This window comes from Pantoea sp. EKM20T (assembly GCF_011800485.1).
Lineage (GTDB): Bacteria > Pseudomonadota > Gammaproteobacteria > Enterobacterales > Enterobacteriaceae > Pantoea > Pantoea agglomerans.
Genome location: NZ_JAALFW010000022.1, coordinates 1 through 14,717, shown reverse-complemented (window position 1 = coordinate 14,717; position 14,717 = coordinate 1). Strand labels below are relative to the sequence as shown.

Here is a 14,717-nt window from a genome sequence, read left to right as displayed (position 1 = left end):
TAACTTCTCAACCAACTGAATTAACGGCCGTAGCCTTTCAGGTTAGCTTTCTTCAGTGCCGACTCGTACTGACTTGACATCATCAGAGTTTGCACTTGAGCCATAAAGTCCATGATGACGACAACTACGATAAGCAGTGAAGTACCGCCAAAGTAGAAGGGAACCTTCATCGCATCACGCATGAACTCCGGGATAAGGCAGATAAACGTAATGTAGAGAGCGCCGATTAAGGTCAATCGCGTCATTACTTTATCAATATACTTCGCCGTTTGCTCTCCCGGACGAATTCCCGGTACGAATGCACCAGACTTCTTCAGGTTATCTGCTGTTTCACGTGGGTTGAAAACCAACGCCGTATAGAAGAAACAGAAGAAGATGATTGCAGTCGCATAGAGTAGCACATAAAGCGGCTGTCCTGGCTGCAAATACAGCGAAATTGTTGTCAGCCAGTTCCAACCGGTACCGCCCCCAAACCACGATGCAATCGTTGCCGGGAACAGAATAATGCTGGAAGCAAAGATGGCTGGAATGACGCCTGCCATGTTCACTTTCAACGGTAAATGTGTGCTCTGTGCAGCGTAAACGCGACGACCTTGCTGACGTTTTGCGTAGTTCACCACAATGCGGCGTTGACCACGTTCAACAAAGATAACAAAGAAGGTCACTGCGAATACGAGTACTGCAACCAACAGCAACAGAAGGAAGTGCAGGTCGCCTTGCCGCGCTTGCTCGATGGTATGGCCAATGGCCGGCGGGAGACCCGCAACGATACCTGCGAAGATAATGATCGAAATACCGTTACCGATACCACGTTCAGTAATCTGTTCGCCCAGCCACATCAGGAACATCGTTCCTGAGACCAGACTCACAACAGCGGTAAAGTAGAAAGCAAAGCCTGGATTCATTACCAGGCCTTGCATCCCTGGCATATTCGGCAGACCGGTAGCAATACCGATCGACTGAAATATGGCCAATACCAACGTACCGTATCGGGTGTACTGGCTAATCTTACGACGGCCAGCCTCCCCTTCTTTCTTAATTTCCGCTAACGCTGGATGAACCACCGTTAATAACTGGATGATAATCGATGCCGAAATATACGGCATGATGCCCAGTGCGAAAATAGAAGCACGGCTCAGAGCACCACCAGAGAACATGTTAAACATTTCAATGATGGTGCCACGCTGTTGCTCAAGCAGTTTGGCAAGTACAGTGGCATCAATACCAGGGATTGGAATAAAAGAGCCAATACGGAAGACAATGAGTGCGCCGATTACAAACAGCAGTCTGCGTTTCAGCTCACCAAAGCCACCCTTGGCACTTTGAAAATCTAATCCCGGTTGTTTAGCCATCTGCTACTTATTCCTCGATTTTACCGCCAGCAGCTTCGATTGCAGCACGTGCACCTTTGGTGACACGCAGACCGCGAACCGTTACCGGTGTAGAAACTTCACCAGACAGAATTACTTTAACGAATTCAATCTGAACACCGACAATGTTGGCTGCTTTCAGCGCGTTCAGGTCGACGATACCGCCTTCAACTTTCGCCAGATCAGACAGACGAATCTCTGTGGTGATCATTGCTTTGCGAGAGGTGAAACCGAACTTCGGCAGACGACGGTACAGAGGCATCTGACCACCTTCGAAACCGCGACGTACGCCACCGCCAGAACGTGAGTTCTGACCTTTGTGACCACGACCACCGGTTTTTCCGAGGCCAGAACCGATACCACGACCCAGACGCTTGGTAGCGTGCTTAGACCCTTCGGCCGGAGACAGAGTATTTAAACGCATCTCTTACTCCTCCACTTTAACCATATAGGAAACCGCGTTAACCATACCGCGTACTGCAGGCGTGTCTTCACGCTCAACGGTGTGGCCAATACGACGCAGACCCAGGCCAACCAGAGTGGCTTTATGCTTAGGCAAGCGGCCGATTGAACTACGGGTTTGAGTGATTTTAATAGTCTTAGCCATCGTGATTACCCCAGAATTTCTTCAACGGATTTACCACGCTTAGCAGCGACCATTTCCGGAGATTTCATATTGCCCAGGCCGTCGATAGTTGCACGAACCACGTTAATCGGGTTAGTAGAACCATAGGCTTTTGCCAGTACGTTATGAACTCCAGCGACTTCCAGAACGGCGCGCATTGCACCACCGGCAATAATACCGGTACCTTCTGAAGCCGGCTGCATGAACACGCGGGAACCCGTGTGTGCACCTTTAACTGGGTGCTGCAGGGTGCCGTTGGTCAGCGCGACGTTAACCATGTTGCGACGGGCTTTCTCCATCGCTTTCTGGATCGCTGCTGGAACTTCACGCGCTTTACCGTAACCAAAACCTACGCGACCATTACCATCGCCTACCACAGTCAGTGCTGTGAAGGAGAAGATACGACCACCTTTAACAGTTTTAGAAACACGGTTTACCGCGATCAGTTTTTCCTGCAGTTCGCCAGCTTGTTTCTCGATGTGTGCCATCTTAGACCTCTACCTTAGAACTGAAGGCCAGCTTCACGGGCAGCATCTGCCAGTGCCTGGACGCGACCATGATATTGGAAACCGGAACGGTCGAAAGAAACACCAGTGATGCCTTTTTCGATTGCGCGTTCTGCGATAGCTTTACCTACTGCAGCTGCGGCTTCTTTATTACCGGTATACTTCAGTTGTTCAGTGATAGCTTTTTCTACAGTAGAAGCAGCGACCAGAACTTCGGAACCGTTCGGGGCGATTACCTGTGCGTAAATATGACGCGGGGTACGATGTACCACCAGGCGAGTAGCACCCAGCTCTTTGAGCTTGCGACGTGCACGGGTCGCACGACGGATACGAGCAGATTTCTTATCCATAGTGTTACCTTACTTCTTCTTAGCCTCTTTGGTACGCACGACTTCGTCGGCGTAACGGACACCCTTGCCTTTATAAGGCTCAGGACGACGGTAGGCGCGCAAGTCCGCTGCAACCTGACCAATCAGCTGTTTATCAGCGCCTTTCAGCACGATCTCAGTCTGAGTTGGACATTCTGCAGTGATACCCGCGGGCAGCTGGTGATCGACTGGATGAGAAAAGCCCAGAGACAGGTTAACCACGTCGCCTTTAACGGCTGCACGATAACCTACACCAACCAGCTGCAGCTTCTTAGTGAAGCCTTCGGTAACACCGATTACCATTGCGTTCAGCAGCGCGCGAGAAGTACCCGCCTGCGCCCAGCCGTCAACGAAACCTTCGCGCGGAGCGAAAGTCAGAGCGTTGTCAGCATGCTTAACTTCAACAGCATCATTGATAGTACGAGTCAGCTCGCCGTTTTTACCTTTAATCGAAATTACCTGACCGTTGAGTTTTACCTCTACGCCGGCAGGAACAACGACAGGTGCTTTAGCAACACGAGACATATGTATCCTCCGATTACGCTACGTAGCAGATAATTTCGCCACCAAGACCTGCCTGGCGCGCTGCACGATCAGTCATGACACCTTTAGATGTAGAAACTACAGCGATGCCCATACCAGCCATTACCTTTGGCAGCTCATCTTTTTTCTTATAGATGCGCAGACCAGGACGGCTTACTCGCTGAATGCTTTCTACAACAGCTTTGCCCTGGAAATACTTGAGAGTAAGTTCCAGTTCCAGCTTGATGTCGCCTTCGATTTTGAAATCTTCAATATATCCTTCTTCCTTCAGAACGTTGGCAATTGCCAATTTCAGCTTGGAGGAAGGCATGGTGACCGCAACTTTGTTTGCGGCCTGACCGTTACGGATACGGGTCAGCATATCCGCGATCGGATCTTGCATGCTCATCTGTGTTACTCCCGTGATTCAATTGGTGACAATTACCAGCTAGCCTTTTTCAGGCCCGGGATTTCACCGCGCATGGCGGCTTCGCGGACCTTGATACGGCTCAACCCAAACTTCCGCAGGAAACCGTGCGGACGACCTGTTTGACGGCAGCGGTTACGCTGACGCGAAGGGCTGGAATCACGCGGCAGACTCTGCAGCTTCAGAACAGCATCCCAACGATCTTCGTCGGAAGCGTTCACATCAGAGATGATCGCTTTCAGTTCAGCGCGTTTAGCGAAGAATTTGTCTGCTAATTTTGCACGCTTAACTTCGCGTGCTTTCATAGATTGCTTAGCCATTAAGTAACCCTACCTTACTTACGGAACGGGAAGTCAAAGGCAGCCAGCAGAGCACGGCCTTCATCATCAGATTTCGCAGTAGTGGTAATGGTGATATCCAAACCACGAACGCGATCGACTTTGTCGTAGTCGATTTCTGGGAAGATGATCTGCTCACGTACACCCATGCTGTAGTTGCCACGACCATCGAATGACTTAGCGGACAAGCCACGGAAGTCACGGATACGTGGAACAGCAATGGTGACCAGACGCTCAAAGAACTCCCACATGCGCTCGCCACGCAGAGTTACTTTACAGCCGATCGGATAGCCCTGACGGATTTTGAAGCCTGCAACTGATTTGCGTGCTTTGGTGACCAGCGGTTTTTGACCGGAGATTGCTGCCAGGTCAGCTGCTGCGTTATCCAGCAGTTTCTTGTCAGCGATCGCTTCACCAACACCCATGTTCAGGGTGATCTTCTCGACCCGAGGGACTTGCATGACAGAATTGTAGCCAAACTCTGTCATGAGTTTCTGGACTACTTCGTCTTTGTAGTAATCATGCAGTTTCGCCATCGTACTACTCCAAATTACTTGATAGTTTCGCTGTTAGACTTGAAGAAACGGACTTTTTTGCCGTCTTCGAATCTAAAGCCTACACGGTCAGCCTTACCAGTTGCCGCGTTGAACAGTGCAACGTTAGAAACCTGAATAGCAGCTTCTTTTTCAACGATGCCACCTGGTTGGTTCAGAGCCGGAACCGGCTTCTGATGTTTCTTCACCAGGTTGATACCTTCAACGATGACCTTACCAGAAGACAGGACATTCTTAACTTTACCGCGCTTACCTTTATCTTTACCGGTTAACACGATAACTTCGTCGTTACGACGGATTTTAGCTGCCATTGTTCGCTCCTTAGAGTACTTCTGGTGCCAGAGAGATAATTTTCATGAACTTTTCAGTACGAAGTTCACGAGTTACCGGCCCAAAAATACGCGTACCGATAGGCTGCTCACTGTTATTGTTCAGAATAACGCATGCATTACCATCGAAGCGAATGACAGAACCGTCCGGGCGACGAACACCCTTCCTGGTGCGCACCACTACCGCCTTCAGGACATCACCTTTTTTGACTTTACCACGCGGAATTGCTTCCTTGATGGTAACTTTGATGATGTCACCGACGCCTGCGTAGCGACGGTGCGAGCCACCCAGAACCTTGATACACATTACGCGACGTGCACCGGAGTTGTCGGCGACGTTCAGCATAGTCTGTTCTTGGATCATTTTAGTGCTCCGCTAATGTCAACTACTACTTCGGGACCTAAACCTCAGGTCGTTAGAAAGCCCCATAATTGAGGGCGCGGCATTGTAACACCGGTTCTCACAGATGGGTAGAAAAAATAAACGGCTCTCAATCGAGCCGCTGATTTCCCCTGATGACAGGGAGGGCGTATTCTAGGGAATAGTGCGAACAGTAGCAAATGTAATCTGCCTTATTTTTCGTCGCCTCCCAAATAAAGTGCCCTTCTGACTCAACCAGCCAGTTTCCTGGCCAGTTGGTTATGCTGACGCAACACGGCTGGCAGTTCAATTCCGGCCACTTGTCCGTCCCGTACCCGGACTTTTCCGTTAATGATGCTATAGGCAACCTGTCCCGGATTACAGAACACCAGGGCGGCGACAGGATCGTGCCCTGCCCCGGCAAGTCCAATTCGATTCAGGTCAAAAATGGCCAGATCGGCCATCATGCCCGGCGCAATGGTGCCCACATCATCGCGGTTTAGCACCTTTGCTCCACCCAGCGTCGCCAGTTCCAGTGCCTGACGTGCCGTCATCGCATCCGGGCCGAAGCCAACGCGTTGCAGCAGCATCGCCTGACGAACCTCGGCCATCATGTCTGAGCTGTCATTGGAGGCTGAGCCATCCACACCCATACCCACGTGTACGCCGGCATCACACATATGGCGTATCGGCGCAATACCGGAACCGAGACGCATGTTCGAGCAGGGACAATGCGCGACGCCGGTACCGGTACGTGCAAAGAGTTCTATGCCATGCTGATCCAGTTTGACGCAGTGTGCATGCCAGACATCCGGTCCTACCCAGCCGAGGTCTTCAACATACTGTGCTGGCGTCATATTGAATTTTTCACGGCTATAACGGATATCGCTGTCGTTCTCCGCCAGATGGGTATGCATAGAGACATTGAAGCTGCGTGCCATCGCTGCGGATTGCTTCATCAGCTCACGGCTGACTGAAAACGGCGAACATGGCGCAACCACGATGCGTAACATCGAACCGTGGCTGTCATCATGGTAGCGCTCAATCACACGCTGCGTATCTTTAAGAATGGCGGCTTCATCCTCTACCAGTGCATCGGGTGGTAAGCCACCCAGGGACTTACCGACGCTCATGCTGCCCCGGCTAGCATGGAAACGCATGCCCATTAAGGCTGCAGCCTCAATACTGTCGTCAAGCTTACAGCCATTCGGGTAGACGTAGAGATGGTCACTGGTGGTGGTGCAGCCGGAGAGCATTAACTCGGCCATGGAGATCTGTGTTGAGATATGAATCATCTCAGGCGTCAGATTCTGCCACAGTGGATAGAGGTGGGTCAGCCAGTTAAAGAGCTCGCCGTTTTGCACTGCAGGAATAGCGCGGGTCAGGCTCTGATACATGTGGTGATGCGTATTGATCAGGCCAGGGATGACAATATGTCCTCGCAGATCGATGATCTCATCCGCGCTATCAGGTAACGAGCGTGCTTCCCCGACTGCAACGATCTTATTTCCTTTTATCAGAATAGAGGCGTTACCTATTTCCCGACGGTCAGCATCCATGCAGACCACACATTCAGCATTCTTCAGTAACAGAGTTCGTTCCATGCTATTGCCTGTGGGTAGTGGTTGTGTGTTACCCGATAATAGCGGCAAGCTTTTGGCAGAGCTAATCGCAGGTAACGCAGCTAACAGTGGCAATTTTAACAGTGACCGGCGTAAGCGGTCATGACTCTCCATTTTCACGGCACATTTCCTTGTACAGTTATGATAACCCCGGCGTTTATAGCCTGGCGTTTTCAGGCCACCTCGCCTGAAGAGAGGCAGCTTAATCCCTGCAAATCCCTGAATTTGTGAGCACCATCAAATCCGTATTGCCACGGGCACAAATGGATCAAGCCCGAATCGCAGGCAAAAAAAAACCCCCTGCCGAAGCAGAGGGTTTCCTCAGAAAAAACGATTCTTATTACAGAACAGCTTTCTCGATTACGCGAACCAGGGTCCAGGATTTAGTCTTGGACAGTGGACGGCATTCGCGGATTTCTACCACGTCACCAATTCCACATTCATTGTTCTCGTCATGGATGTGCAGCTTGGTCGTACGTTTAATGAATTTGCCGTAGATCGGGTGTTTCACGAAACGTTCGATAGCAACAACTGCAGATTTCTGCATTTTGTCACTTACTACACGACCCTGCAGAGTACGGATTTTATCGGTCATTACGAACCCGCCTTCTCAGTCAGTAAAGTCTTAACGCGTGCAACATCACGGCGAACCTGTTTCAGCAGATGAGTCTGCTGCAGTTGGCCAGATGCTGCCTGCATGCGCAGGTTAAATTGCTCACGCAGCAGATTAAGCAGCTCAGTGTTCAGCTCTTCAACGCTTTTTTCACGCAGCTCAGTTGCTTTCATTACATCACCGTCTTAGTTACAAAGGTGGTTTTGATAGGCAGTTTTGCTGCTGCCAGCTTGAATGCTTCACGGGCCAGCTCTTCTGGTACGCCGTCCATTTCATACAGGACTTTACCAGGCTGGATCAGGGCAACCCAATACTCTACGTTACCCTTACCTTTACCCATACGCACTTCCAGCGGCTTCTCGGTGATCGGTTTGTCCGGGAATACTCGGATCCAGATCTTACCTTGACGCTTAACTGCACGGGTCATAGCACGACGTGCTGCTTCGATCTGACGAGCAGTCAGACGACCACGGCCAACAGCTTTCAGACCGAAAGTACCGAAGCTGACATCCGTACCCGCAGCCAGACCGCGGTTACGGCCTTTGTGCACTTTACGGAATTTCGTACGCTTTGGTTGTAACATCAGCGACTCTCCTTACTTACGGCCTTTACGCTGCTGCTTTTTAGGTTGAGCAGCCGGTTCCGGTTGTTCAACAGCAGCCATACCACCCAGGATCTCACCTTTGAAGATCCATACCTTAACGCCGATTACACCATAAGTGGTGTGCGCTTCAGAGGTGTTGTAGTCAATGTCAGCACGCAGTGTGTGCAATGGCACGCGACCTTCACGATACCATTCGGTACGTGCGATCTCGGCGCCACCCAGACGGCCGCTAACTTCGACTTTAATACCCTTCGCGCCAAGACGCATGGCGTTCTGAACTGCACGCTTCATAGCACGACGGAACATCACACGACGCTCCAGCTGTGAAGTGATGCTGTCAGCTACCAGTTTCGCGTCCAGTTCCGGCTTGCGGACTTCGGCGATATTAATCTGTGCAGGAACGCCAGCGATATTCGCGACGACCGTGCGCAGTTTTTCTACATCTTCGCCTTTCTTACCGATAACGATGCCCGGACGAGCGGTGTGAATAGTCACACGGATGCTCTTCGCTGGACGCTCGATAACGATACGAGAGACAGATGCTTTAGCCAGTTCTTTAGTCAAAAACTGACGTACTTTAAAATCGCTGTCCAGGTTGTCAGCGAATTCTTTGGTGTTCGCAAACCAGGTAGAGTTCCATGGTTTTACAATACCCAGGCGAATACCATTAGGATGTACTTTCTGACCCATTGCTAGTCTCCAGAGTCTCAGCGATCGGACACAACCACAGTAATGTGGCTGGTGCGCTTCAGGATGCGATCTGCACGACCTTTGGCACGCGGCATAATGCGTTTCATGGTCGGACCTTCATCAACGAAAATTTTCGTGATTTTCAGATCGTCGATATCAGCGCCATCGTTGTGTTCGGCGTTAGCAATGGCAGATTCCAGAACTTTTTTGACCAGTACAGCCGCTTTCTTATTGGTGTAGGTCAAAATGTCCAGTGCCTGCGACACTTTCTTACCGCGAATCAGGTCAGCAACAAGGCGAACCTTCTGAGCAGAAGAACGAGCGTGGCGATGTTGAGCTAAAGTTTCCATCTCTTCCTCCTACTTATTTCTTCTTGGCTTTTTTATCAGCCGCGTGACCGCGATAAGTACGTGTCGGCGCGAATTCACCCAGTTTGTGACCAACCATTTCGTCGGAAACAAAGACAGGAACGTGCTGACGACCATTATGGACAGCGATGGTCAAACCGATCATGTTAGGAAAGATCGTTGAACGACGGGACCAAGTGCGCAAAGGCTTCTTGTCACCGCTTTCCACCGCTTTCTCTACCTTCTTCAGCAAGTGCAGGTCAATAAAAGGACCTTTCTTGAGAGAACGTGGCATGGCTTATCCTCTAATATTATTTGCTACGGCGACGTACGATAAACTTATCGGTACGCTTGTTGCTACGGGTCTTCTTACCTTTGGTCTGAACGCCCCACGGAGTTACCGGGTGCTTACCAAAGTTACGACCTTCACCACCACCGTGCGGGTGATCAACTGGGTTCATCGCGGTACCACGAACGGTAGGACGAACACCACGCCAACGGGCTGCACCAGCTTTACCCAGAACGCGCAGCATATGCTCAGCGTTGCCGACTTCGCCCAGTGTTGCGCGGCAGTCAGACTCGACTTTACGCATTTCACCTGAACGCAGACGCAGGGTAACGTAAGAACCTTCACGCGCAACGATCTGCACGTAAGCACCGGCTGAGCGAGCAATCTGACCGCCTTTGCCTGGTTTCATTTCTACGTTATGCACGGTTGAACCCACCGGGATGTTACGCATCGGCAGAGTGTTACCTGCTTTAATCGCAGCATCAACGCCAGATTGGATCTGGTCGCCGGCTTTCAGGCCTTTAGGGGCCAGGATGTAACGGCGCTCGCCGTCTTTGTACAGAACCAGTGCGATGTTCGCAGAGCGGTTCGGATCGTACTCAAGACGTTCAACAACTGCCGGGATACCGTCTTTGTTGCGTTTGAAGTCAACAATACGATAAGCCTGCTTGTGACCACCACCGATATGACGGGTAGTGATACGACCATTGTTGTTACGGCCACCGGATTTGCTGTTTTTTTCTACCAGCGGGGCAAATGGTTTGCCCTTGTGCAGCTCCGCGTTTACCACTTTAACTACATGGCGACGACCCGGAGATGTCGGTTTACATTTAACAACTGCCATTGTCTTTCTCCTCCGACTTACTCAGCGCCGCCAGCGAAGTCCAGATTCTGGCCTTCTTTCAGGGTGACGTAAGCTTTTTTCCAGTCGCTACGACGACCGATACGCTGTCCTTGACGCTTAACTTTGCCCTTAACTACCAGGGTGTTTACGTCTTTAACTTCTACTTCGAACAGTTTCTCAACAGCAGCAACGATCTCTGCTTTGGTCGCGTCATTAGCAACTTTGAGAACGATGGTATTGGTTTTTTCCATCGCGCTAGATGCTTTTTCAGATACGTGCGGCGCGCGCAGTACTTTCAGCAGACGTTCTTCACGGATCATGCCAGCATCTCCTCAACTTGCTTAACTGCATCAGCAGTCATAACGACTTTGTCGAAGGCGATCAGGCTAACTGGGTCGATACCGGATGCATCACGTACGTCAACCTTGTACAGGTTGCGCGCAGCCAGGAACAGATTCTCATCCAGTTCACCGGTGATGATCAGCACGTCTTCCAGAGCCATGTCTTTCAGTTTCTGTACCAGCAGCTTGGTTTTCGGTGCTTCTACAGCAAATGATTCGACAACGATCAGACGATCTTGACGTACCAGTTCGGACAGGATGCTTTTCAGCGCGCCGCGGTACATCTTTTTGTTAACTTTTTGACTGTGGTCCTGCGGCTTCGCAGCAAAGGTCACACCACCTGAACGCCAGATTGGGCTCTTTACAGAACCTGCACGCGCACGGCCGGTGCCTTTTTGACGCCATGGCTTTTTGCCTGAACCGGTTACTTCGGCGCGAGTTTTCTGCGCGCGAGTACCCTGGCGGGCGCCAGATGCGTAAGCAACAACAACCTGGTGAACCAGCGCTTCGTTGAAATCACGACCGAAGGTAGTTTCGGAAACAGTCAGCGCGCTCTGCGCGTCTTTCAATACTAATTCCATTGCTATCCCCTTACGCCTTCACAGCTGGTTTAACGATCAGGTCGCTACCGGTAGCACCGGGAACTGCACCTTTAACCAGCAGCAGGTTGCGCTCAGCGTCAACACGTACTACGTCCAGACTCTGAACGGTTACGCGCTCATTACCCAGCTGACCTGCCATTTTCTTGCCTTTGAACACTTTGCCCGGAGTCTGGTTCTGACCGATAGAACCCGGAACGCGGTGAGACAAGGAGTTACCGTGAGTAGCGTCCTGGGTACGGAAGTTCCAGCGCTTAACGGTACCGGCGAAACCTTTACCTTTAGAGGTACCGGTTACGTCAACTTTCTTAACTTCAGCGAAAATCTCAACGCTGATGCTCTGACCTACAGAGTATTCTTCACCTTCAGCGGTGCGGAATTCCCACAGGCCACGGCCAGCTTCAACGCCAGCTTTAGCAAAATGACCAGCTTCAGGTTTGGTCACACGGTTTGCTTTTTTAGCACCGGTGGTAACCTGAATTGCCTGGTAACCATCGTTTTCCAGGCCTTTGACCTGAGTAACGCGGTTCGCTTCAACTTCGATTACGGTGACGGGGATAGAAACGCCATCTTCAGTGAAGATGCGGGTCATGCCCACTTTTTTACCGACTAAACCAATCATTGTTTCAACCTCTCAATCGCTCGATGACCTGATTAACCCAGGCTGATCTGCACGTCAACACCGGCAGCCAGATCCAGACGCATCAGAGCATCAACGGTTTTTTCAGTTGGCTCAACGATGTCTACCAGACGCTTGTGAGTGCGGATTTCGTACTGATCACGCGCATCTTTGTTAACGTGCGGAGAGATCAGAACAGTAAAACGCTCTTTGCGGGTTGGCAGCGGGATTGGACCACGAACCTGCGCACCAGTGCGCTTGGCGGTCTCAACGATTTCCGCGGTTGATTGATCGATCAGACGATGATCAAACGCTTTAAGACGGATACGGATTCTTTGGTTCTGCATGAGACCAGAGCTCCAAACTTTTTATAGACGAAAAAAATTACTACTCGAGCCCATTACGATTGATGGGAGAGTGTAATCGTTCAGCATATAACTCCACAATTGGGAGTATTGTCAGGCGGCCTAAATTTCAGCCGTCTGCGATTCTGCTCGAATCGCGCCTGCAATATCTGCAGGCCCGCGCATTATACGTAAATCTGTTCAGGAAGCAACCCGTGTTGAGGTTTTACCCATTAAATTGTGGCCGGTTCGTGAAGCGTGCGTCGCATTGCACTGCCGTATCGCTGATAAATCAGTTATTCAGTTGTGACTCTGTTTCCGCCCTTCTTCATTCATAGGTGACACAAAACCCGTTGCCCACGAGAGTGCATCTAACCTTTCGTCCGGAGCATAATCATGTCGCCCACTCTGATAACTCACATTGCTGCACTCGCAGGCGGAGGTGCATTGGGAAGCTTTCTTTCGCTGACCAGCCAGCGCTTCACCCCCGCCCTCTCACCCGCTCAATGGTTTGCCCTACTCTGCTTTCCGGGTTCGCACTGTAATCATTGCCAGCAGCGCCTGCTGTGGCGAGATGCGCTGCCGTTAATAAGCTGGCCTGGCTTAAAAGGGCGGTGTCGCTTCTGTCATCGCGCGTTCGGCGCAGAAAGCGTTGTCATTGAATGGCTGTTTGCCCTTCTGTGCCTGCTGGTGCTGCAGAGTTTTGACCACTCTGCGGAGGCTATTTTTATTATTACGGCCTCAGGCCTCTTGCTGCTCGTGGCTGCCATCGATCGTCGCCACTTCTGTATACCTGACCCGCTCAATTATCTGCTGCTCTGGTCTGGATTATTCCATGCCACGCTGTCCGGAACCGAAACAACGGCGATATGGGGTGCTGTGGCGGGCTACTGTGCGTTGTGGCTGCTCGCCTGGAGCTATCGGCAGATGCGGGGGTACGAGGGATTAGGTTATGGCGATATCAAGCTCTTCGCAGCGTTAGGTGCCTGCTGTGGCTGGCAGGCATTACCCTGGATTGCGTTGGGTGCCACCGTTATGGCGCTGACGTCGATCGTGATGCTGCAACTGCGGGGTTTTATTCAGGGGGACAGCCCGCTGCCGTTTGGCCCTTTCCTGGCCATTGCGGGCTGGGTAGCGATAGTACTGCAGACCCGATTCACTCTTGTTTGATTTGAGCCTGCAGATAGTTCTGGATGCCCATCTTCTGGATTAACTCAAGTTCCGTCTCAATCCAGTCGATGTGATGTTCCTCATCAGCCAGGATTTCAATCATCATGTCACGGCTGACATAGTCATGCACTTTGTCAGCATAGGAGATAGCTTCACGAAGGTCTTTCGCGCCCTCCAGCTCCAGATTCAGGTCTGAACTCAGCATCTCTTCAACATCTTCACCGATACGGAGCCGTCCCAGATCCTGAAGATTTGGGATCCCTTCAAGGAAAAGAATACGCTCAATATATTTATCGGCATGTTTCATCTCATCGATTGATTCATGGTATTCCACATCATTGAGGCGCGTCAGACCCCAGTTTTTGAACATGCGCGCATGAAGAAAGTACTGATTGATAGCAACCAGTTCATTTCCAAGCAGTTTGTTGAGATGACTGATAACTTTGATATCGCCCTTCATTGTTAACCCTCCGCGTCTGGTTTATTAGAGCGTAGATGCGGTTAAAAAGAAGTCAAAAAAACTCGACAGATATTGTGGGTATTCACGCACCGATCGTCGGTCAGGCTATCTCTTTGTAGAGTGGTGCATGCTGCATCTCTTCATCCATAATTTCACGCGCAGCACGAATACATTTGCCGCATTGCTTGCCGACCGGCACAAGCTGGCGCAGTTGCTGAATAGATTTGGGCTGATAGCGACGCACGACTTCACGAAGGGTTTTATCACTGATGGCATTACACAGGCAGACGTACATTGATTCATCACTCGGGTACATTTTCTGTACACAGTGTAAATGCGAATCGTTTTTATTTCAAACCCACCCTTTGCAGGGTTATGGCGTTTTCAGAGCAAAAAAAAAGAGCACCGAAGTGCTCTTTTTACTGTGTTGCAGTGGCCATTTACACAGCCACAGCAGATATCACAATTAAGCGATAACTTTAGCAACAACACCCGCGCCAACGGTACGGCCGCCTTCGCGGATTGCGAAGCGCAGACCTTCGTCCATTGCGATTGGGTGGATCAGGGTAACAACCATTTTGATGTTGTCGCCTGGCATTACCATTTCAACGCCTTCTGGCAGCTCTACTGAGCCGGTTACGTCAGTTGTACGGAAGTAGAACTGTGGACGATAGCCTTTGAAGAACGGAGTATGGCGACCACCTTCGTCTTTAGACAGAACGTAAACTTCTGACTCGAACTGGGTGTGCGGCTTGATTGAGCCTGGCTTAGCCAG

The 14,717-nt window shown here is 50.8% G+C and carries 26 protein-coding genes and 1 pseudogene; 1 reads left to right on the top strand and 26 read right to left on the bottom strand.

Annotated features, from left to right (window positions below):
* Nucleotides 1–20: 20 nt before the first annotated feature.
* The 23 genes from secY to rpsJ all read right to left on the bottom strand — a co-directional run bounded on the left by secY (nt 21) and on the right by rpsJ (nt 12,315).
* Nucleotides 21–1,352 carry a preprotein translocase subunit SecY gene (gene secY, locus HFD94_RS22170; RefSeq protein WP_003850175.1) on the bottom strand — a complete coding sequence of 444 codons (1,332 nt, stop codon included), beginning with the start codon at nt 1,350–1,352 and terminating at the stop codon, nt 21–23.
* Nucleotides 1,353–1,359: 7 nt separating this feature from the next.
* Nucleotides 1,360–1,794 carry a 50S ribosomal protein L15 gene (gene rplO, locus HFD94_RS22165; protein ID WP_003850168.1) on the bottom strand — a complete coding sequence of 145 codons (435 nt, stop codon included), beginning with the start codon at nt 1,792–1,794 and terminating at the stop codon, nt 1,360–1,362.
* A 3-nt stretch (nt 1,795–1,797) separates the two neighbouring features.
* A complete protein-coding gene (gene rpmD, locus HFD94_RS22160) occupies nt 1,798–1,977 on the bottom strand; it encodes a 50S ribosomal protein L30 (protein ID WP_003850166.1) in 180 nt (59 codons plus the stop codon).
* A gap of 5 nt (nt 1,978–1,982) precedes the next feature.
* A complete protein-coding gene (gene rpsE / locus HFD94_RS22155) occupies nt 1,983–2,483 on the bottom strand; it encodes a 30S ribosomal protein S5 (protein ID WP_003850164.1) in 501 nt (166 codons plus the stop codon).
* 14 nt (nt 2,484–2,497) lie between these two features.
* Complete coding sequence (gene rplR, locus HFD94_RS22150) at nt 2,498–2,851, bottom strand: 50S ribosomal protein L18 (RefSeq protein WP_003850163.1); 354 nt, start codon at nt 2,849–2,851, stop codon at nt 2,498–2,500.
* A gap of 9 nt (nt 2,852–2,860) precedes the next feature.
* A complete protein-coding gene (gene rplF, locus HFD94_RS22145; RefSeq protein WP_003850161.1) occupies nt 2,861–3,394 on the bottom strand; it encodes a 50S ribosomal protein L6 in 534 nt (177 codons plus the stop codon).
* 13 nt (nt 3,395–3,407) lie between these two features.
* On the bottom strand, nt 3,408–3,800 hold the full coding sequence (gene rpsH, locus HFD94_RS22140) for a 30S ribosomal protein S8 (RefSeq protein WP_003850158.1): 393 nt from the start codon (nt 3,798–3,800) through the stop codon (nt 3,408–3,410).
* A 32-nt stretch (nt 3,801–3,832) separates the two neighbouring features.
* Entirely contained in the window at nt 3,833–4,138 is a 306-nt protein-coding gene (gene rpsN, locus HFD94_RS22135) for a 30S ribosomal protein S14 (RefSeq protein WP_008927132.1), read from the bottom strand.
* A 14-nt stretch (nt 4,139–4,152) separates the two neighbouring features.
* Complete coding sequence (gene rplE, locus HFD94_RS22130) at nt 4,153–4,692, bottom strand: 50S ribosomal protein L5 (RefSeq protein WP_003850155.1); 540 nt, start codon at nt 4,690–4,692, stop codon at nt 4,153–4,155.
* 14 nt (nt 4,693–4,706) lie between these two features.
* Nucleotides 4,707–5,021: a 50S ribosomal protein L24 gene (gene rplX, locus HFD94_RS22125; RefSeq protein WP_003850150.1), complete on the bottom strand. Its 315-nt coding sequence runs from the start codon at nt 5,019–5,021 to the stop codon at nt 4,707–4,709.
* Between the two features lie 10 nt (nt 5,022–5,031).
* Nucleotides 5,032–5,403, bottom strand: a complete 372-nt coding sequence (gene rplN, locus HFD94_RS22120) for a 50S ribosomal protein L14 (RefSeq protein WP_006120590.1) — start codon at nt 5,401–5,403, stop codon at nt 5,032–5,034.
* A 248-nt stretch (nt 5,404–5,651) separates the two neighbouring features.
* Nucleotides 5,652–7,004, bottom strand: a complete 1,353-nt coding sequence (locus HFD94_RS22115) for an 8-oxoguanine deaminase (RefSeq protein ID WP_010252814.1) — start codon at nt 7,002–7,004, stop codon at nt 5,652–5,654.
* Nucleotides 7,005–7,362: 358 nt separating this feature from the next.
* On the bottom strand, nt 7,363–7,617 hold the full coding sequence (gene rpsQ, locus HFD94_RS22110; protein ID WP_003850147.1) for a 30S ribosomal protein S17: 255 nt from the start codon (nt 7,615–7,617) through the stop codon (nt 7,363–7,365).
* Nucleotides 7,617–7,808, bottom strand: a complete 192-nt coding sequence (gene rpmC / locus HFD94_RS22105) for a 50S ribosomal protein L29 (RefSeq protein WP_003850146.1) — start codon at nt 7,806–7,808, stop codon at nt 7,617–7,619. Before rpmC ends, rpsQ begins: the two co-directional genes overlap by 1 nt.
* A complete protein-coding gene (gene rplP, locus HFD94_RS22100; RefSeq protein ID WP_008927134.1) occupies nt 7,808–8,218 on the bottom strand; it encodes a 50S ribosomal protein L16 in 411 nt (136 codons plus the stop codon). Before rplP ends, rpmC begins: the two co-directional genes overlap by 1 nt.
* Nucleotides 8,219–8,230: 12 nt before the next feature.
* On the bottom strand, nt 8,231–8,929 hold the full coding sequence (gene rpsC, locus HFD94_RS22095; RefSeq protein ID WP_009087585.1) for a 30S ribosomal protein S3: 699 nt from the start codon (nt 8,927–8,929) through the stop codon (nt 8,231–8,233).
* A 17-nt stretch (nt 8,930–8,946) separates the two neighbouring features.
* Nucleotides 8,947–9,279 (bottom strand): 50S ribosomal protein L22, encoded by a 333-nt coding sequence (gene rplV / locus HFD94_RS22090; protein ID WP_008927136.1) that lies wholly within the window; start codon nt 9,277–9,279, stop codon nt 8,947–8,949.
* A gap of 13 nt (nt 9,280–9,292) precedes the next feature.
* On the bottom strand, nt 9,293–9,571 hold the full coding sequence (gene rpsS / locus HFD94_RS22085; RefSeq protein WP_001138115.1) for a 30S ribosomal protein S19: 279 nt from the start codon (nt 9,569–9,571) through the stop codon (nt 9,293–9,295).
* A 16-nt stretch (nt 9,572–9,587) separates the two neighbouring features.
* Complete coding sequence (rplB, locus tag HFD94_RS22080; RefSeq protein WP_008927137.1) at nt 9,588–10,409, bottom strand: 50S ribosomal protein L2; 822 nt, start codon at nt 10,407–10,409, stop codon at nt 9,588–9,590.
* 17 nt (nt 10,410–10,426) lie between these two features.
* Nucleotides 10,427–10,729, bottom strand: a complete 303-nt coding sequence (gene rplW, locus HFD94_RS22075; protein WP_003850708.1) for a 50S ribosomal protein L23 — start codon at nt 10,727–10,729, stop codon at nt 10,427–10,429.
* Nucleotides 10,726–11,331, bottom strand: a complete 606-nt coding sequence (gene rplD, locus HFD94_RS22070) for a 50S ribosomal protein L4 (protein WP_003850711.1) — start codon at nt 11,329–11,331, stop codon at nt 10,726–10,728. The genes rplW and rplD overlap by 4 nt, the downstream gene beginning before the upstream one ends.
* Before the next feature lie 10 nt (nt 11,332–11,341).
* A complete protein-coding gene (rplC, locus tag HFD94_RS22065) occupies nt 11,342–11,971 on the bottom strand; it encodes a 50S ribosomal protein L3 (RefSeq protein ID WP_003850712.1) in 630 nt (209 codons plus the stop codon).
* A gap of 32 nt (nt 11,972–12,003) precedes the next feature.
* The gene (gene rpsJ / locus HFD94_RS22060) at nt 12,004–12,315 is read right to left on the bottom strand and encodes a 30S ribosomal protein S10 (protein ID WP_001181005.1); all 312 of its coding nucleotides are present in this window, start codon (nt 12,313–12,315) and stop codon (nt 12,004–12,006) included.
* 393 nt (nt 12,316–12,708) lie between these two features.
* Here rpsJ and HFD94_RS22055 point away from each other — a divergent pair, with 393 nt between their 5' ends.
* On the top strand, nt 12,709–13,482 hold the full coding sequence (locus HFD94_RS22055) for an A24 family peptidase (RefSeq protein ID WP_122890136.1): 774 nt from the start codon (nt 12,709–12,711) through the stop codon (nt 13,480–13,482).
* On the opposite strand, the gene bfr is transcribed toward HFD94_RS22055, so the two are convergent.
* The 3 genes and pseudogenes from bfr to tuf all read right to left on the bottom strand — a co-directional run.
* Nucleotides 13,469–13,942 carry a bacterioferritin gene (gene bfr / locus HFD94_RS22050; RefSeq protein WP_010253012.1) on the bottom strand — a complete coding sequence of 158 codons (474 nt, stop codon included), beginning with the start codon at nt 13,940–13,942 and terminating at the stop codon, nt 13,469–13,471. The two genes, HFD94_RS22055 and bfr, sit on opposite strands and share 14 nt — an antisense overlap.
* A gap of 100 nt (nt 13,943–14,042) precedes the next feature.
* Complete coding sequence (gene bfd, locus HFD94_RS22045; RefSeq protein WP_010671585.1) at nt 14,043–14,237, bottom strand: bacterioferritin-associated ferredoxin; 195 nt, start codon at nt 14,235–14,237, stop codon at nt 14,043–14,045.
* Between the two features lie 171 nt (nt 14,238–14,408).
* A pseudogene (tuf, locus tag HFD94_RS22040) lies at nt 14,409–14,717 on the bottom strand (elongation factor Tu); the annotation flags it as partial.

What these genes read in the sequence shown, in the direction of transcription:
- rplD (WP_003850711.1), bottom strand. Translation starts at nt 11,331, where the DNA reads ATGGAATTAGTATTGAAAGACGCGCAGAGCGCGCTGACTGTTTCCGAA.
- rpsH (WP_003850158.1), bottom strand. Translation starts at nt 3,800, where the DNA reads ATGAGCATGCAAGATCCGATCGCGGATATGCTGACCCGTATCCGTAAC.
- rplF (WP_003850161.1), bottom strand. Translation starts at nt 3,394, where the DNA reads ATGTCTCGTGTTGCTAAAGCACCTGTCGTTGTTCCTGCCGGCGTAGAG.
- rpmC (WP_003850146.1), bottom strand. Translation starts at nt 7,808, where the DNA reads ATGAAAGCAACTGAGCTGCGTGAAAAAAGCGTTGAAGAGCTGAACACT.
- rplE (WP_003850155.1), bottom strand. Translation starts at nt 4,692, where the DNA reads ATGGCGAAACTGCATGATTACTACAAAGACGAAGTAGTCCAGAAACTC.
- rplB (WP_008927137.1), bottom strand. Translation starts at nt 10,409, where the DNA reads ATGGCAGTTGTTAAATGTAAACCGACATCTCCGGGTCGTCGCCATGTA.
- rplP (WP_008927134.1), bottom strand. Translation starts at nt 8,218, where the DNA reads ATGTTACAACCAAAGCGTACGAAATTCCGTAAAGTGCACAAAGGCCGT.
- rplV (WP_008927136.1), bottom strand. Translation starts at nt 9,279, where the DNA reads ATGGAAACTTTAGCTCAACATCGCCACGCTCGTTCTTCTGCTCAGAAG.
- bfr (WP_010253012.1), bottom strand. Translation starts at nt 13,942, where the DNA reads ATGAAGGGCGATATCAAAGTTATCAGTCATCTCAACAAACTGCTTGGA.
- rpsJ (WP_001181005.1), bottom strand. Translation starts at nt 12,315, where the DNA reads ATGCAGAACCAAAGAATCCGTATCCGTCTTAAAGCGTTTGATCATCGT.
- rplC (WP_003850712.1), bottom strand. Translation starts at nt 11,971, where the DNA reads ATGATTGGTTTAGTCGGTAAAAAAGTGGGCATGACCCGCATCTTCACT.
- bfd (WP_010671585.1), bottom strand. Translation starts at nt 14,237, where the DNA reads ATGTACGTCTGCCTGTGTAATGCCATCAGTGATAAAACCCTTCGTGAA.
- rplO (WP_003850168.1), bottom strand. Translation starts at nt 1,794, where the DNA reads ATGCGTTTAAATACTCTGTCTCCGGCCGAAGGGTCTAAGCACGCTACC.
- rpsC (WP_009087585.1), bottom strand. Translation starts at nt 8,929, where the DNA reads ATGGGTCAGAAAGTACATCCTAATGGTATTCGCCTGGGTATTGTAAAA.
- secY (WP_003850175.1), bottom strand. Translation starts at nt 1,352, where the DNA reads ATGGCTAAACAACCGGGATTAGATTTTCAAAGTGCCAAGGGTGGCTTT.
- rplW (WP_003850708.1), bottom strand. Translation starts at nt 10,729, where the DNA reads ATGATCCGTGAAGAACGTCTGCTGAAAGTACTGCGCGCGCCGCACGTA.
- rpsN (WP_008927132.1), bottom strand. Translation starts at nt 4,138, where the DNA reads ATGGCTAAGCAATCTATGAAAGCACGCGAAGTTAAGCGTGCAAAATTA.
- rpsE (WP_003850164.1), bottom strand. Translation starts at nt 2,483, where the DNA reads ATGGCACACATCGAGAAACAAGCTGGCGAACTGCAGGAAAAACTGATC.
- rplX (WP_003850150.1), bottom strand. Translation starts at nt 5,021, where the DNA reads ATGGCAGCTAAAATCCGTCGTAACGACGAAGTTATCGTGTTAACCGGT.
- HFD94_RS22055 (WP_122890136.1), top strand. Translation starts at nt 12,709, where the DNA reads ATGTCGCCCACTCTGATAACTCACATTGCTGCACTCGCAGGCGGAGGT.
- rpsQ (WP_003850147.1), bottom strand. Translation starts at nt 7,617, where the DNA reads ATGACCGATAAAATCCGTACTCTGCAGGGTCGTGTAGTAAGTGACAAA.
- HFD94_RS22115 (WP_010252814.1), bottom strand. Translation starts at nt 7,004, where the DNA reads ATGGAACGAACTCTGTTACTGAAGAATGCTGAATGTGTGGTCTGCATG.
- rplN (WP_006120590.1), bottom strand. Translation starts at nt 5,403, where the DNA reads ATGATCCAAGAACAGACTATGCTGAACGTCGCCGACAACTCCGGTGCA.
- rplR (WP_003850163.1), bottom strand. Translation starts at nt 2,851, where the DNA reads ATGGATAAGAAATCTGCTCGTATCCGTCGTGCGACCCGTGCACGTCGC.
- rpsS (WP_001138115.1), bottom strand. Translation starts at nt 9,571, where the DNA reads ATGCCACGTTCTCTCAAGAAAGGTCCTTTTATTGACCTGCACTTGCTG.
- rpmD (WP_003850166.1), bottom strand. Translation starts at nt 1,977, where the DNA reads ATGGCTAAGACTATTAAAATCACTCAAACCCGTAGTTCAATCGGCCGC.